Here is a 14,838-nt window from a genome sequence, read left to right as displayed (position 1 = left end):
CGGCCCCCTTCGCGCTCGATCCCCTCCGCTCGCCGATCCGGTGTCCAGTTGGCTGCACACCGCCTCCCCGACCATCGACCCGCCTGCGCAGCCGCCCCTGAGCAGCCGCCACCTGCGCGCCCGCCCGCCTGCGGGCGCCAACGGCGCGCCCCGCCAACCCGCGAGGCCTGCAAGCCCGCGACGCCCGCCAACCCGCGCGGCCCGCAAACCGGCGCCCGCCACCCGAGGCGCCCCCGCTAAGTCCGCCGGATTCCGGGACCTGCGACCGCTCCAACCCGGGCCCATCCGGTGGCATAGTCGTGCCGACCGGCCGCCCGCGGGCCGCGCGGAGCGCGAGGACCGGTCGGGAAGGAGGCAGGCCGTGGTCAGCGCCTACTGGGAGGGCCCCGGAGCCGCCAAGGCGTTCACGTATCCCGTCCCGCTCCAGGCCATCGCCGCGCGCCTGGATACAGGGGCGCGCATCCTGGACTTCGGATGCGGCTACGGGCGGGCGATGCGCGACCTCGCGCGGGCGGGCTTCCGCAACACCATCGGCGCGGACCCGTCGGCGGCGCTCATCGCACGCGGCCGCCGCGAGTCGCCCGACCTGCGGCTGGAGCATGCGCCCCGCCTTCCGCTGGCGCACCCGGACGGCGCGTTCGACGCGGTCCTGCTCATCTCGGTGCTCGCGGTGATCCCCGACGACGACGAGCAGCGCCGGGTCGCCGCCGAGATCGAGCGGCTGTGCGCACCCGGCGGGCTGGTGTTCCTGTGCGACTACCCGTTGCAGGACAGCGAGCACTACCGCGCCTCCTACGCGGTCTCGTCCCATCCCGTCCACGGGGTCTTCACCAACCCCGACGGCGGCGTGTTCCGCCACCACGACCCTGCGCACCTGGAGTCGCTCTTCCCGGGGTGCGAACTCGTGGAGGCCCGTGCGACGGAGTCGACCAGCCTCAACGGCCGCCCGCTGCGCGCTTTGCAGTGGGTGCTGCGCCGCAGCTAGCCCGACCCCGCAAGCCCCTGGTCACCGCCGCGTCCGGGCACCGGACCCCGCGCCGCCGGGCGCGCAGCAGGCACGCGGATGTGCGGGCACCCTGGCACCCGGCGCACTCGTGCTCTGGCGCCCGGGCCGGCGAAGCGCCCCAGCCGACCGAACGATGCGCCGGACCGGCGACCGGCATACACCGCTCCGAGGGAGCCCGCTCCCCTCGCTCCTCGCCGCTCCACGCTCAGCGGACGGTCTCGGCCTCCCCCTCGCGCGCGCCATCGGAGGCGTCGACGCCGCCGCCACCGAGGCGCAGGTGCTCCACGTGATAAAGCGCGTGGTCGAGCAGCGCGGCCACGTGGTCGTCGTGCAGGGCGTAGACGACCGACCGGCCTTGGCGGGTCCCCACGACCAACCCCAGGTTGCGCAGCAGGCGCAACTGGTGGGAGCAGGCCGACTGCTCCAGCCCCACTTCGGCGGCCAAAGCCGTGGCGGGCAGCGGGCCCTCACGCAGGCGGGCGAGGATCAGCAGCCGTGACGGGGTCGCCAGCGCCTGAAGGGTGGTGGCCACCTGCTCGGCGTCGGCCGTGTCCAGCCGGGTACGGGGGACGGCCTCAGCGGGAGTGGTGACTCGGTGACCCATGCGGACAGTCTACCGGCCGGACCAATGAACACTTGAACTAATGTTCATGTATTCCTGTAAAGTGGAGCCCGCCGGTCCCGCCGCCCGCCTGGAAGGAATCCGCTGTGACCGCTGTGCTCTCCCCGCCCGTGCCCGGCACCGGCCGCGCGCCGGGACGGCTCGCCCGGATGTTCGCGCTGTCGGAGGTGCGCTGGGCCGCCGCCGCTCTCGCGCTCTTCGCCGCCGCCCTGCCGCTGGACCTGCTCGGCGCCCCCGTCTGGGCGTGGGCCCCGCTGTACGCGCTCACCTACGCGGCCGGCGGCTGGGAGCCCGCCTTGGAAGGGCTGCGCGCGCTGCGCGAGAGGCGCTTGGACGTCGACCTGCTCATGGTGGCCGCCGCGCTGGGCGCCGCCGGGATCGGCCAGGTGCTGGACGGTGCGCTGCTCATCGTCATCTTCGCCACCTCGGGCGCGCTGGAGGCCGTGGCCACCGCCCGCACCGCCGACTCGGTGCGCGACCTGCTCGACGTGACCCCGCACCGCGCCAGCCGGGTCCGCGCCGACGGCGCCGAAGAGGTCGTCCCGGCCGCCGACCTGCGTCCGGGCGAGGTGATCGTGGTGCGACCGGGCGAGCGCGTGGGCGCCGACGGGCGCGTGATCGAGGGTGCCGGCGAAGTCGACCAGGCCTCGATCACCGGGGAGCCGCTGCCCAAGGCCAAGGAGGTCGGCGACGAGGTCTTCGCGGGCACGGTCAATGGGACCGGCATGCTGCGGGTCGAGGTCGAGCGCGACCCCGGCGACTCGGTGATCGCGCGCATCGTCGCCATGGTCGAGGAGGCCACCCGCACCAAGGCCGGAACACAGCTGTTCATCGAGAAGGTCGAGCAGCGCTACTCGATCGGCATGGTCGCCGCCACCGTGGCCCTTTTCGCGGTGCCACTGCTGTGGGGCGCCGAGCTGGAGCCGACCCTGCTGCGCGCGATGACCTTCATGATCGTCGCCTCCCCCTGCGCGCTGATCCTGGCCACCATGCCGCCGATGCTCGCGGCGATCGCCAACGCCGGCCGCCACGGTGTACTGGTCAAGTCCGCCCGCGCGCTGGAGCGGCTTGCGCTGTGCGACCGCGTCGCACTGGACAAGACCGGGACGCTGACCGAGGGCTCCCCCCGACTGGCCGACGTGCGCCCGCTGGCAGGCGGCCCGCTGGACGAGAACGGGCTACTTGCCCTGGCGGCCGCGGCCGAGCACTCCAGCGAGCATCCGCTGGCCGCCGCCGTCGTGGGTGGCGCCCGCGCCCGCGGGCTGCCGATCGCCCCCGCCGCGGAGTTCGCCGCCGCTCCCGGACTGGGCGTGTCCGCGACGGTGGAGGGGCGCAGGGTCGAGGCCGGTTCCCCGGCGCGCCTGCTCGGCGAGGGCGCGGCCGCCGCGGCGGCGGCCGACGAGGCCCGGCTGCTGGAGGAGCGCGGCCGGACCGCGGTGGTGGTGCTCGTCGACGGCGAGCCCGCGGGGGTGCTGGGCGTCGCCGACCGGCTGCGTCCCGAAGCCGCAGCGGCCGTCTCCCGGCTGACCGCGCTGACCGGCGCCCCGCCCCTGCTGCTCACCGGCGACAACCCGCGCGCGGCCGAGCACGCGGCCGCCGAGACGGGCATCACCGACGTCCGCGCCGGGCTGCTGCCCGAGGACAAGGTCGCCGCGGTCCGCTCGGCCGAGGACGCGGGCCACCGGGTGCTGATGGTCGGCGACGGGGTCAACGACGCGCCCGCGCTGGCGGCGGCCGACTGCGGCATGGCCATGGGCGGCGCGGGTTCCGACCTCGCCCTGGAGAGCGCCGACGCCGCCGTGGTGCGCGACGAGCTGATCGCCGTGCCCGCCGCGGTGAGCCTGGCGCGCCGGGCGCGCACGCTGGTCGTGCAGAACCTGGTGATCGCCTCGGTGTTCATCTCCGGGCTGGTGGTGTGGGACCTGGCGGGCACCCTTCCGCTGCCGCTCGCGGTCGCCGGGCACGAGGGCTCGACGGTCCTGGTCGCGCTGAACGGTCTGCGCCTGCTGGGCGAACGGGCCTGGCGGAGCGCCGCGTCCGGGTGACGGACTGCGCCGCACCCCGCTGTGCCACACGGCGCCGCGCCCGTGCCCCAATGGGCCACGCCGCGCCGCGCCAACGCGGTGCGCCCGCCGGCCCCGGAGGGGTGGGACCGGCGGGCGCGCTCGGGCGTCTGCGCTGCTCAGCCTCCTCCGGAGCCCTCGTTCCGGCGATCGTCCTCGGAGCCGCCGACGGCCGCACCCGCCGAACCGCCGTGCGAACCGTCCGACCCACCCGGCTCGCCTCCCGGCTCACCCGTGTCGCGCGGCCCGCCTCCCGGCTCGGCGCCGGCGCCCGCGGCCGCTCCCGCCGCGCGGCGCCGACCCGCGAGCCGGGCCGCGCCGCGCTTGAGCGGCGCCCCCAGCAGCGGCGCGCACAGCACCAGGACCATCACGCCCAGCAGCACCAGCGACGGCGTGCGGTGCAGGAAGACCTCCGTCCCGCCGTCGAGCAGGAGGGTCTGGCGCAGCGTCTCCTCGGCGATGGGCCCCAGCACCAGCGCGATCACCGTCGCCGCCGGCGACATGCCGTGCTTGCGCATGAAGAACCCCAGCACGCCGCAGGCGAACATGATGCCCACCTCGACGACGCTGCCGTTGACGGCGAAGGCGCCGAACGCGCACAGGATGATGACCAGCGGGCCCAGGGTGCGGAACGGCGTCCTGGTGACAGCGGCGAACATCGGGATGCAGAAGATGCTGACCAGCAGCAGCATCACGTTTCCCAGGTACATGCTGGCGATCAGGCCCCAGGCGAACTGCGGCTCCTCGGCCATCAGCAGCGGCCCCGGCTGCAGCCCCCACATCAGGAAGCCGCCGAGCAGCACCGCCGTGGAGGCCGAACCGGGGATGCCCAGGGTCAGCAGCGGCACCATCGCGCCCGTGGCCGCCGCGTTGTTGGCCGACTCCGGCGCCGCCAGGCCCTCGACGGCTCCCTTGCCGAAGCGCTCGGGGCGCTTGGACAGGCCCTTCTCCACGCTGTAGGCGATCAGCGAGGCGACGGTGGCCCCGGCACCCGGGATCACGCCGAGCACGAACCCCAGCGGAGTGTTGCGCGCGATCGGCATCCGGGCTTGGCGCCACTCCTGCCTGCTGGGCCAGAATGCGCCGGCGCGCCGGTCCAGCCGCATCGGCGAGGCGCCGTCGAGGTGCCCGCCGCGGTAGAGCGTCCACAGGATCTCGCCCAGCCCGAACAGGCCGATGGCCACGGGAATGAAGTTGATCCCGTTGATCAGCTCGGTGGACCCGAAGGTGTAGCGCTGCGTGCCGCCGCCGACGTCGATCCCCACGGTGCCGATGGCGAAGCCGATCAGCACCGAGACCAGACCGCGCAGCCAGTTGCGGCCGACGAGCACGATGAGGGTGAGCAGCCCGATGACGACGAGAAGGAACAGCTCGGGCGGGCCGAAGGACGCGGCGACGCCCGCCATCATCGGCGCGGTGACCGTCAGCAGCACGACCGCGATCGTGCCGGCGGCGAACGAGGCCACCGCCGCGATCACCAGGGCCGGTCCGGCCCGCCCCTTCTGGGCCATGGGATGGCCCTCCAGGGTGGTGGCGACCCCGGCCGAGTCGCCGGGGGTGTTGATCAGCACCGCCGTGATCGTGTTGCCGTACATCGCGCCGTAGTAGACGGCGGCGAGCATGACGATCGCCGTGGTGGGGTCGAGGCCGAAGGTGAGCGGGAGCAGGATCGCCAGCCCCGCCGAAGCGCCCAGGCCGGGGATCGCGCCGACGAACATGCCCACGAGCACGCCGATGCACAGGAAGAGGAGGGTGGTGGGCGACAGCACTCCGATGATGCCGTTCACCAGGTTGGCGAAGATGTCCATGCTGGCTCCGAGGGATCTGCGGTCTCGGCTTGCGGATGGGCGCTAGTACAGCGGGAGGATCCCGGCGGGCAGCGGGGCGTTGAGGCCGTACACGAACACGGCGTACAGCGCCACCGGGAATATCGCTCCGATCACCACGGACCGCACCGGGTGCGACCGGTCGCAGACCAGCAGGGCCGCGATGAGCGCAACGGAACCGGTGACCACCGCACCCACCGGCACCAGCACGGTGACGAAGGCGGCGAGGATCGCGCAGAGCGCCACCACGGCCCAGGGGTGGCGCCGCTGCGCCTGCCCGCCGCCGGCCGCGGCGGGCTCCCCGGCCGCGGCGGCCGGCTCGGCGCCGGAGGGCCGCTCGGCCTGCGCAGTGTCCCGCTCCCCGGCCGCGGCGGCGCCGTCCCCGCTGTCCGCGGTCTGCTCACCCGCGTCCCGCTCGTCCGCGCCCTCCGGACGCCGCCGGAGCACGCTCTGCACGGTGCAGATCGCGCAGGCGGCGACACCCAGGACGCCGATGATGCGCGGGAAGAGCCCGGGCCCCACCCGGCCGGCGGTCGTCTGCCACTCCATGCCGAACGCCATGACCGTGTAGCCGGTCAGCACCGCGCCGACGATGAGATAGAAGACGGTCTCCCCCGATACCCGCGGGCGGCGTCGGCCGCCCGCGGGCCCCCCGGGGCCGCCGCCCTCCGGTTGCGCTGGGGACGGGCCCTGTCCGGAGGGGCCGCCCGCGGTGCGTTCGGCGGAGGCGCGCTGGAACGGCAGCCGCACCCGCGAGGTCGGCGTCCCGGCCATCAGATGGCCCCCTGCTCCTTCAGCTCCTTCTCGAAGCGCGTGCCGGTGGCGTCCAGGTAGGACGTGAAGTCGTCGCCCCAGCGGACGTCCGCCGTCAGGTAGTTCTTGTCCAGGTACTCCTGCCAGGCGTCGGTCTTGACGACCTTCTTCATCGTCGTGATCCACCACTCGCGGGCGTAGTCGGGCGCGTCGGGCGGCAGGATGAGCCCGCGCGGCATCGAGACCAGGTCCTCATAGCCCAGTTCCTCGCCGGTGGGGACGTCGGGCAGCGCCTTCAGCCGCTTCATTCCGGTGAACAGCAGCGGGTTGACGTCGCCGCTCTCGACCTGGCCCATGATCGAGCCGGGGTTGGAGACGATCGCGTCCAGCGAGCCCGACGACAGGGCCGTCTGCAACTGGCCCTCCTCGTTGAAGGGCACGTACTCGATCTTGTAGCCGGCCTGCTCGGCCAGGGCGGCCTGGATGATGTAGTCGACGTTGACCGTGCCGATCCCGCCGACCGTCACCTTCCCCTCGTCCTCGGCGTGGGCCACCCAGTCCTCCCAGGTGGTCAGGTCGCTGGAGCCGGGGGTGACGAACAGCGTGTCGTCGGTGGCGAACAGCCCGATGTGGGTGAAGTCGGCGGGGGTCCAGCCGGTGTCGGCCTGCAGGGGCGTGGTGATGAACGATCCCGAGGTGGACGAGATGACGTAGGGGTCGCCGGAGTTGCTGAGCAGGTGGCCCCAACCCTTGGCGCCGCTGCCGCCCTCGCGGTTCTCCACGACGATGTCGGCGGGGTACAGGTCCTTCTTGTTGAGGATCTCGACGATGGTGCGGCTCATGATGTCGTTGCCGCCGCCGGGGCCGAACGCGATGGTCCAGTCGAGCTCGCGGCTCGGGTAGTCGTCGGGGTTCTCCTGGACCGTCGACGAACCCGCGCCGCAGGCGGTGAGCGCGGCCACGAGGGCGGCCGAGGCCAGTGAGGCCAGGACCGGTAGCAATACGGGCTTGTTGATCGGCATGGCGGTGCCTCCTTGCCGGCACAGTGGCTGTTACGGGGGGTGGGGTGCGGGGTTCCGCTGTGGGCGTGCCGTCGCTGTGACGGTGGGTGCGGGGCGGGCATCGGGTCGGCGCCCCGCGGTCGCGATGCGGGCCGTGCGGCGGCGGAGGAGGCGCGCCGCCGTCACGACCAGGTGAACTCCGGCTGGCGCTTCTCCAGGAAGGCGCGCACGCCCTCGGCGTAGTCCTCGGTGTCGAAGGAGGAGTTGCGCAGGTCGGTGGTCTCGGCGTCGTCGCGGCGCTGACCGGCCACGATGCGGCGGACGATCTCCTTGGCCGCACGGACGCTGTACTGCGCCCGGGTGCCCACCAGCTCGGCGAAGCCGTACACCTGCTCGGACAGCCCGTCCGGCTCGGCCACGGTGTCGACCAGACCGGTGCGCAGCGCGTGCTCGGCGTCCATCCGCCGGCCGGAGAACAGGACCCACTTGGCCTGCGCGGGGCCGACCAGGTCGACCAGGCGCCGGGTGGACTCCAGGCTGTAGACGAGGCCGAGCTTGGACGGGGTGATCGCGAACTTCGCGGCGGTGTCGCAGAACCGCAGGTCGCAGGCGAGCGCCAGCCCGCAGCCGCCGCCGACGCAGTAGCCGTGCACCATGGCGACGGTGGGCTTGGCCATGCCCTCCAGCGCCTGCTCCGCGGCGGCCACCTGCTCGTTGTAGGAGCGCGCGCTCTCGGCGTCGGAGCGGACCTCGCGGAACTCGCTGATGTCGGCGCCCGCGGCGAAGGCCTTGGTGCCCGCGCCGCGCACCACCAGCACCTTGACGCGGGGGTCGTCGTCGATGCCGCGCAGGATGCCGGGCAGGTCGCGGTACATCTGCAGGCTGATGGCGTTGCGGCTCTCGGGCCGGTCGAGGGTCAGGGTCGCCACCGCGCCGGAGCGCTCCACCTGGAGGTCGTCGGACATGGGCTTCTACCTTCCGTGCAGTTCGGGGTGCTCGTCGAAGGCGACGCGCTCGGCGTAGAGCGCCTCGATCTCGTCGTCGCTCAGGCCGGCGTCGGCGAGGACGTCTCTGGTGTGCTGGCCCAGCCAGGGGGCGGGGCCCTGGATGCCGAACTCCAGTGAGCCGAACTTGGCGGGCGGGGAGATCGTCCGCATCGGACCGATGATGGGGTGATCCACCTCACTGATCATCCCACGCGCGATGATGTGCGGATCGTCCAGGGCCTCGGCATAGGTGAGCACGGGCCCGCCGGGCACACCGGCGCGGTCCAGGATCTTGATCCACTCGTCGGTCGTGCGGGCGGCGGTGACCTCCTCGATCTCCTCCTGGAGCTCGTCGATGTGCTCCATGCGCGCGGTCAGGGTGGCGAAGCGCTCGTCCTCCAGCCAGGCGGGCCGGTCGAGGGCGTCGACGACGAGGCGGCGCCACAGCCGGTCGTTGTTGGCGCCGATCGTCACGTAGCCGTCGGCGGTGCGGTAGGCCTGGTAGGGCGTGGAGCGGCGGTGCCGGGTACCGGTCGGCGCGGGCTGCTCGCCGCTGCCGAAGTAGGCGCCCGACTCCCAGACCGTCCAGGCCAGGCCCGCGTCGACGAGGGAGATGTCGATGTAGTCGCCCTCGCCGGTGGCGCGCCGGTTCAGCTCGGCGGCCAGGATCGAGTAGATGGCGGTGGCGCCGGCCGCGATGTCGTTGATCGCGATGCCCACCTTGGCGGGGCCGCCGTCGGGGTGGCCGGTCATCCGCATGAAGCCCACCGCACCCTGGGCCATGATGTCGAAGCCCGGCCGGTCGCGGTAGGGGCCGCTCTGGCCGAAACCGCTGATGGAGCAGTAGAGCAGTGCCGGATTGGCCTCGCGCAGGGACTCGTAGTCGATGCCCAGCCGCTTGACCACGCCCGGCCGGAAGTTCTCGATGACCAGGTCGGCGCGCTCGGCCATGCGCAGGAAGGCGTCGCGGCCGCGCGGGTCCTTGAGGTCCAGGGAGACGCTGCGCTTGCTGCGGTTGGGCATGCCGAAGGGGTAGCTCTCGCCGTTGACCTTGGGCGCCAGCCGACGCGAGTCGTCCCCGGTCCCGGGCTGCTCCACCTTGACGACGTCGGCCCCCATCTCCGCCAGCACCATCGTGCAGTAGGGGCCGGAGAGGAAGCGGGTGAGGTCGAGAACCCGGAATCCGTCGAGTGGCTTCATCCACGCACCTGTTCCGTGACTTATCCCGTATAATGGGATGCGATCCCGTATAACAGGAACGTACGATTGCAAGCACGTTAACGTCAATGGGTTGGGCCGAATTGAGCGAGACGACCGAGGGCCGCACCGGCGCAGGTGCGAAGGACAACGGGGCCGCACGACCGGCCGTGCAGGCGATCGACCGCGCCGTCGCGATCCTGAAATGCTTCAGCCCCCGCCGGCCGGAGATGGGCATCAGCGACATCGCCCGCGCGACCGGGCTGTCGACCAGCACCACGCACCGCATCCTGGCGTCGATGCAGGCCAACGGGCTCGTCCGGCAGACAGCGCAGCGCCGCTACGCTCTGGGTCCCCTGCTGGTCCAGCTGGCCCGCAGCGGGGCGTTCCCCACGACGCTGCGCGATGCGGCCCTGGGCGCGATGCGCGAGCTGCGCGCGATCGTCGACGAGACGGTGGGGCTGCACGAACTGCTGCCGGGCAACGAGCGCGCCGTGATCGACCAGGTCGAGAGCCACCACGCACTGCGCCGCACCTACACCGAGCTGGGCGTGCCGATCCCCCTGGTCTACGGCGCGCCGGGCAAGGCCATGCTGGCGTTCCTGCCCCGTCCGGCGGCCGAGGAGCTGCTCGCCGGGCCGATCGACGCGGTGACCCCGGCGACGATCACCGATCCCGCCCGGCTGCGCATCGAGCTGGAGGCGATCCGCGAGCGGGGCTATGCCCTGTCCTTCTCCGAGCGCACCCCCGGAATCCGCACCGTGGCGGCCCCCGTCTTCGACCACGAGTCCGGGGTGGCCGGCAGTATCAGCGTCAGTGCTCCCGAGTCGCGGATGCCCGAGGACCGCATGTTCGAGCTGGGCCCTGTCGTCGTGCGCACGGCCGGGGAGGTCTCCGAGGTACTCGGCTGCACCCGCGAGTGACCGCCGCGGCCGCGCGGGGCGGTCCCGCCGACGACGGAGCGCCCCCGGGCCGCGGAGGGCTCGGGGGCGCCGGAGCGGCTGCTCAGCGACCCAATGCGCGCGCTAACATTCGGAAACAATCCGGAACTTCACCGGATGTGTTCGCCTGAGTACAACACGGCGCATTCGAAGGACCAAGAGGGGCGGACGCGCGCCGCAGACCGGGCGGCGGGGCGTGCCGAAGGCGCCCAGAAGCCGCGCTGAGGGAGGCCGTCCGGTCACGGTCGGCGGCCCGAGCCGGCCTCCCCGGCGGCGATTCCGGCGCCCGCGCCCCTGGCGGCCAGTTCGGCGCGCAGCGACCGCACCTCCTCGGTCAGCTCCGCCATCTGCTTCTGCGTGGCCGCGGCGCTCTCCTGGCCCTCGTTGAACTTCTCCACGAACCACGAGGCCAGCGTCGCGGTGACCACACCCAGCAGGGCGATGCCCGCGGTGAACAGGACGCCGGCGACCAGGCGGCCCTCCGCGGTGACGGGGTACAGGTCGCCGTAGCCCACCGTCGTCACGGTGGTGGCCGCCCACCACAGCGCGTCGGGGAACGTCCGGATGACGGAACCGGCCACGCCCCGCTCGGCGTCGAGAACCGCCAGCGCGGCGCAGAACACGACGAGCACGGCGGCGGCCCCGGCGTACCTGGCGACGTTGGCGCGCAGGGTCAGTCCCGCCCGCTTGTCGAGCAGGCCGAGCACCATGATGATCTGCACCAGCCGCAGCGACCGCAGCATCGGCGCCACGAGTATCAGCAGGTCGAACCAGTTCCGCTTGGCGAACTCCCAACGCCGCGGAGCCAGGCGCAGCCGCACCAGGTAGTCGGCGCCGAACAGCACCCAGATGCCGAACATCGCCACGTCGCAGGCCCTCTGCCAGCCCGCGGCGATGCCGGGGTCGATGATCGGCCAGGCGTAGGCGCCCAGGAAGAGGGCCGCCGCCGCCATCATGGGCACGATCGTCAGCCGGCGCCACCGGTCCAGCGCCGCCTCGTCCGGCGGCGCTTCGCTGCGCAGGCCCTCCGCCTCAATCATGTGTACCCGCCCTTCGAGCCGTTTCACGGGGCGGCGGGGCGGTTCGACGGAGCGGCCGGCGCCGCCCCCGCCGATCCGCCGGCGGCAACGCTAGCAAGGGCGGTCGGGGCGGTGGCCGGGCGCGGCGCCGGGGCGCTACTTCACGGCACCCGCCGACAACCCGGAGACGAGGTGCCGCTGGACCAGCATGAAGGCGACGATCACCGGCAGGGAGATGGTCAGCGACGCGGCCAGCAACTCGTTCCACAGGGTGTCGGTCTGGCTCGTGTAGAGCTTGAGCCCGATGGACAGCGTGCGGGTCTCGGTATCGGTCAGCACCGAGGCGAACAGCACCTCTCCCCAGGCCGTGATGAAGGCGAACACGGCGACGGCGAGGATTCCCGGGCGCGCGACCGGCAGGATGATCCGGACGAGGGCCCCGATACGGCTGGTGCCGTCGATCATCGCCGCCTCCTCCAGGCCCTCGGGGATGGCCTGGAAGTACCCCGCCAGCATCCAGATCGAGAACGGCAGGGCGAAGGTCAGGTAGGTGATGATCAGCCCGAAGTAGGAGCCGGTCAGCTGGATGCCGAGGAGCTCCTCGCCCTGCACGAACATCAGGAACAGCGGCAGCAGGAACAGGATGCCGGGGAACATCTGGGTCGAGAGCACGGTCATGCTGAACACGCGCTTGCCGCGGAACCGCAGCCGTGCCAGCGGGTAGGCCGCCAGCACGGCGACGATCAGCGCCAGGACCGTCGCCGTGATCGTGACGATCAGGCTGTTGGTGAGGTAGCGCGCCAGCGGGATCGTCGACCACATGTCCACGTAGGGCTGGAAGGTGACGCGGTCGGGAACCCAGGTGAACAGCCCCCGGACGTTCTCCAGCGGCTTGACCGACGTCACCACCAGCACGTACAGCGGCATGACCGTGAACACGGTGAGGACGGTCAGGGTGATCCGGCGGAACCAGCGGAAGCCGGGTGTCTCAGTCATTGCTGCTCCCCTTGGGCAGGACCATCCGGACGTAGACGGCCGAGGCGATGATCAGCGCCACCAGCAGCAGCACGCTCATCGCGGCGCCGAGTCCGAAGTTCCAGTTGACGAAGGAGTGCTCGTAGATCAGCGGCGAGATCAGGCGTGCGCTGTCGGGCGAGGTGTCACCGAAGAGCAGGAAGGGGATGTTGAACTCGTTGAAGGTCCACAGCCCCATGACCAGCAGCACCACGGCGTTGGCGGGACGCACCATGGGCATCGTGATGCCGGTGAACCGCTTCCAGGTCGACGCGCCGTCGATCGCCGCGGCCTCGTACATGTCCTCGGGGATGCTCTGCAGCGCGGCGAGCAGCATCAGGAACGCGAACGGCCACAGCCGCCACACCGACACCACCACCAGCACCCAGAACGCGTTCTCGCCGATAAGCCAGAACGGCCGGTCGTCGAGCAGGCCGAGGTCCTGGACCAGCAGCCGGTTGATCATGCCGTCCCGGTGGTTGAACATGAACGCCCAGATGATGGCGGCCACGTAGACCGGCAGGGCGTAGGGCACCAGGAAGAGCGTGCGCAGCACCCCGCGCCCGCGGAACTTCGTGTTCAGCGAGACGGCGGCCGCCATGCCCAGCACCCAGGACAGCCCCACCACCAGGGCGGTGTACAAGGCGGTGCGGAACAGGCTCTGGAACAGGGCCGAACCGAGCGCGCCGCTGGGGTCGAGCCCCCGGACGAAGTTCTCCAGGCCCACGAACGGAGCCGACGTCCAGTTCCGGATGGTCAGCTGCGTGAGCGAGGTGAACGCGATGTAGATCCCCAGGATCATGGGGATGATGTGGATCAGCAGCTCCAGCACGGCCGCCGGCAGCACCATGCCGTAGGGCAGGAGCACACCCGGGCGGCGCGGGCGCCGCCTGCGGGACCCGCTCGCAGGCCCGGCCTCCGTCGGCGGGTCCTCCTCGGCCGCACCGGACCGCGGTTCTTCAGTGGTCGACATCTAGCGCCTCCATCGAACGGCCGCCCCGCCGCAAGGGGCGGGGCGGCCGGCGGACTGCACCGCCTAGTTCGCGGCGTCCATCTGGGTCTCGGCTTCCTTCATGGCGTCGCGGACGTCGGCCTCGGTGACCTTGCTGCCGGTCGCCGCGTCGGCGAAGAGCCCGGCGATCGACTCGCCGAGGACCGTCTCCATCTGGCCCTCCTCGGGGATCAGCGGCATCGGGGAGGCGTGCTCGGTGAGGATGGTGCGGAAGGTCTGCATGGACTCGCTCTGCAGCTCCTCGTTGTCGTAGGCCTTGGTGGCCACCGGCAGCGTCTGGAACTCCTGCGAGAGGTAGACCTGCTCCTCAGGGCTGGTCAGGTGCTCGACCAGCTGCAGCGCGCCTTCCTTGTTCTCGGTGTCGTTGAAGACGCTGATGTTGATGCCGGCCGCGTGGCTCTGGATGGGCTTGCCGGGCAGCGGGTCGAGCATCGGGACCTGGGCGACCTCGTAGTTGTCGAAGTCGCGGGCCGCCATGGTGGTGCGGGCACTGCCCTGCATCATGATCATGGCCGCCTTGCCGTCGACGAAGTCGCCGATGGACTGGGTGCCGTCGCTGAACTCGGCGTTGCTGGGGTCGACGATCTCCTCCTCGGCCATCATGTCGACCCACATCTTGACCGCGTCGACCTGCTCGGCGGAGGAGAAGTTGGGCCCGTTCTTCCAGAGCTGCCCGCCGTACTGCTGTCCCAGGATGTGCGCGAAGTGCGAGTTCTGCCGCTCGCTGCCGGCCTCCATCGCCAGGCCGTACTGGTCGGGCTTGCCGTCGCCGTCGGTGTCCTTGGTCAGCTTCTTCGCGGTGTCGACGAACTCCTCCCAGGTCGCGGGAGGCTCCTCGATGCCCGCATCCTCGAACATGGTGGGGTTGTAGAACAGCGCGTAGGACAGGCCGTAGAGCGGCACCGACGTCGGCGCCTCGCCCTCGGCGCCGCCGGTGGCGAAGCTGGTTTCGACGAAGCGGCCCTTGCCGCCGACCGCCTCCAGGTCGGCGCCCTCGTAGGGGACGAAGGCGCCGGTCTCCTGCAGGCTGGCCGCCCAGGTGTTGCCGATGTTGAGCACGTCGGGCGCGTCGCCGCTGCTGACCGCGGTGAGGATGCGGTTGTACAGCTCGCTCCAGGGGATGACCTCAAGCTCGACCTCGACGCCGGTCTCCTCGGTGAAGCGGTCGAGCGCGGGCTTGAGGACCTTCTTGTCCTCCTCCACGCTCGCCCCTTGGTTGCTGGCCCAGTAGGTCAGCGTCTGGTCTCCGGACTCCTCGCCGGAGCCGCCGCAGGCGGTCAGCGCGGCGACGAGACCGAGCGCGGTCGAGGCGGACAGTACTGCTTTGGCGGGAATCTTCACGACCATCTCCGTTTCTCTGTGGTCATGCGGGCCCGGCACCGTCTTCGGCGCGTGGCA

Annotated in this window: 13 protein-coding genes; 3 read left to right on the top strand and 10 right to left on the bottom strand. The window is 72.1% G+C overall.

The genetic code is table 11. From position 1 onward, the window contains the following. The first annotated feature begins 361 nt into the window (after positions 1-361). The gene (locus ABEA15_RS03675) at positions 362-985 is read left to right on the top strand and encodes a class I SAM-dependent methyltransferase (RefSeq protein ID WP_345555484.1); all 624 of its coding nucleotides are present in this window, start codon (positions 362-364) and stop codon (positions 983-985) included. A gap of 226 nt (positions 986-1,211) precedes the next feature. Here ABEA15_RS03675 and ABEA15_RS03670 read toward each other — a convergent pair whose 3' ends face one another. Beyond that, positions 1,212-1,610: an ArsR/SmtB family transcription factor gene (locus ABEA15_RS03670; protein WP_344140948.1), complete on the bottom strand. Its 399-nt coding sequence runs from the start codon at positions 1,608-1,610 to the stop codon at positions 1,212-1,214. Positions 1,611-1,714: 104 nt separating this feature from the next. Here ABEA15_RS03670 and ABEA15_RS03665 point away from each other — a divergent pair, with 104 nt between their 5' ends. Beyond that, positions 1,715-3,673 (top strand): heavy metal translocating P-type ATPase, encoded by a 1,959-nt coding sequence (locus ABEA15_RS03665; protein WP_425579352.1) that lies wholly within the window; start codon positions 1,715-1,717, stop codon positions 3,671-3,673. A gap of 137 nt (positions 3,674-3,810) precedes the next feature. Here the strand turns inward: ABEA15_RS03665 and ABEA15_RS03660 are convergent, their stop codons facing one another. From ABEA15_RS03660 to ABEA15_RS03640, 5 genes are all read right to left on the bottom strand, one after another. Then, the gene (locus ABEA15_RS03660; RefSeq protein ID WP_345555482.1) at positions 3,811-5,499 is read right to left on the bottom strand and encodes a tripartite tricarboxylate transporter permease; all 1,689 of its coding nucleotides are present in this window, start codon (positions 5,497-5,499) and stop codon (positions 3,811-3,813) included. Positions 5,500-5,541: 42 nt separating this feature from the next. Next, positions 5,542-6,291, bottom strand: coding sequence for a tripartite tricarboxylate transporter TctB family protein (locus ABEA15_RS03655; protein ID WP_345555481.1), 750 nt, complete (start codon positions 6,289-6,291; stop codon positions 5,542-5,544). After that, a complete protein-coding gene (locus ABEA15_RS03650; protein ID WP_345555480.1) occupies positions 6,291-7,292 on the bottom strand; it encodes a Bug family tripartite tricarboxylate transporter substrate binding protein in 1,002 nt (333 codons plus the stop codon). Before ABEA15_RS03650 ends, ABEA15_RS03655 begins: the two co-directional genes overlap by 1 nt. A 161-nt stretch (positions 7,293-7,453) precedes the next feature. Further along, positions 7,454-8,236, bottom strand: coding sequence for an enoyl-CoA hydratase-related protein (locus tag ABEA15_RS03645; protein ID WP_344140952.1), 783 nt, complete (start codon positions 8,234-8,236; stop codon positions 7,454-7,456). A 6-nt stretch (positions 8,237-8,242) separates the two neighbouring features. Continuing rightward, positions 8,243-9,457: a CaiB/BaiF CoA transferase family protein gene (locus ABEA15_RS03640; RefSeq protein ID WP_345555479.1), complete on the bottom strand. Its 1,215-nt coding sequence runs from the start codon at positions 9,455-9,457 to the stop codon at positions 8,243-8,245. Positions 9,458-9,558: 101 nt separating this feature from the next. On the opposite strand from ABEA15_RS03640, the gene ABEA15_RS03635 reads away from it, so the two are divergent. After that, positions 9,559-10,377, top strand: a complete 819-nt coding sequence (locus tag ABEA15_RS03635; RefSeq protein ID WP_345555478.1) for an IclR family transcriptional regulator — start codon at positions 9,559-9,561, stop codon at positions 10,375-10,377. 257 nt (positions 10,378-10,634) lie between these two features. Here ABEA15_RS03635 and ABEA15_RS03630 read toward each other — a convergent pair whose 3' ends face one another. The 4 genes from ABEA15_RS03630 to ABEA15_RS03615 form a co-directional block, all read right to left on the bottom strand. Further along, positions 10,635-11,435 carry a potassium channel family protein gene (locus tag ABEA15_RS03630; protein WP_345555477.1) on the bottom strand — a complete coding sequence of 267 codons (801 nt, stop codon included), beginning with the start codon at positions 11,433-11,435 and terminating at the stop codon, positions 10,635-10,637. 135 nt (positions 11,436-11,570) lie between these two features. Beyond that, entirely contained in the window at positions 11,571-12,410 is an 840-nt protein-coding gene (locus ABEA15_RS03625; RefSeq protein ID WP_344140957.1) for a carbohydrate ABC transporter permease, read from the bottom strand. Further along, positions 12,403-13,401, bottom strand: coding sequence for a carbohydrate ABC transporter permease (locus ABEA15_RS03620; RefSeq protein ID WP_344140958.1), 999 nt, complete (start codon positions 13,399-13,401; stop codon positions 12,403-12,405). Before ABEA15_RS03620 ends, ABEA15_RS03625 begins: the two co-directional genes overlap by 8 nt. Before the next feature lie 63 nt (positions 13,402-13,464). Continuing rightward, positions 13,465-14,787 (bottom strand): extracellular solute-binding protein, encoded by a 1,323-nt coding sequence (locus tag ABEA15_RS03615; protein ID WP_345555476.1) that lies wholly within the window; start codon positions 14,785-14,787, stop codon positions 13,465-13,467. Positions 14,788-14,838 lie beyond the last annotated feature (51 nt).

Origin of the sequence: Streptomonospora halophila, from assembly GCF_039542725.1 — a bacterium.
Lineage (GTDB): Bacteria > Actinomycetota > Actinomycetes > Streptosporangiales > Streptosporangiaceae > Streptomonospora > Streptomonospora halophila.
The sequence above is the reverse complement of the archived record's forward strand: the minus strand, read 5'-3'. Positions and strand labels throughout refer to the sequence as shown.

What these genes read in the sequence shown, in the direction of transcription:
- ABEA15_RS03655 (WP_345555481.1), bottom strand. Translation starts at nt 6,291, where the DNA reads ATGGCCGGGACGCCGACCTCGCGGGTGCGGCTGCCGTTCCAGCGCGCC.
- ABEA15_RS03660 (WP_345555482.1), bottom strand. Translation starts at nt 5,499, where the DNA reads ATGGACATCTTCGCCAACCTGGTGAACGGCATCATCGGAGTGCTGTCG.
- ABEA15_RS03645 (WP_344140952.1), bottom strand. Translation starts at nt 8,236, where the DNA reads ATGTCCGACGACCTCCAGGTGGAGCGCTCCGGCGCGGTGGCGACCCTG.
- ABEA15_RS03620 (WP_344140958.1), bottom strand. Translation starts at nt 13,401, where the DNA reads ATGTCGACCACTGAAGAACCGCGGTCCGGTGCGGCCGAGGAGGACCCG.
- ABEA15_RS03650 (WP_345555480.1), bottom strand. Translation starts at nt 7,292, where the DNA reads ATGCCGATCAACAAGCCCGTATTGCTACCGGTCCTGGCCTCACTGGCC.
- ABEA15_RS03640 (WP_345555479.1), bottom strand. Translation starts at nt 9,457, where the DNA reads ATGAAGCCACTCGACGGATTCCGGGTTCTCGACCTCACCCGCTTCCTC.
- ABEA15_RS03625 (WP_344140957.1), bottom strand. Translation starts at nt 12,410, where the DNA reads ATGACTGAGACACCCGGCTTCCGCTGGTTCCGCCGGATCACCCTGACC.
- ABEA15_RS03670 (WP_344140948.1), bottom strand. Translation starts at nt 1,610, where the DNA reads ATGGGTCACCGAGTCACCACTCCCGCTGAGGCCGTCCCCCGTACCCGG.
- ABEA15_RS03615 (WP_345555476.1), bottom strand. Translation starts at nt 14,787, where the DNA reads ATGGTCGTGAAGATTCCCGCCAAAGCAGTACTGTCCGCCTCGACCGCG.
- ABEA15_RS03630 (WP_345555477.1), bottom strand. Translation starts at nt 11,435, where the DNA reads ATGATTGAGGCGGAGGGCCTGCGCAGCGAAGCGCCGCCGGACGAGGCG.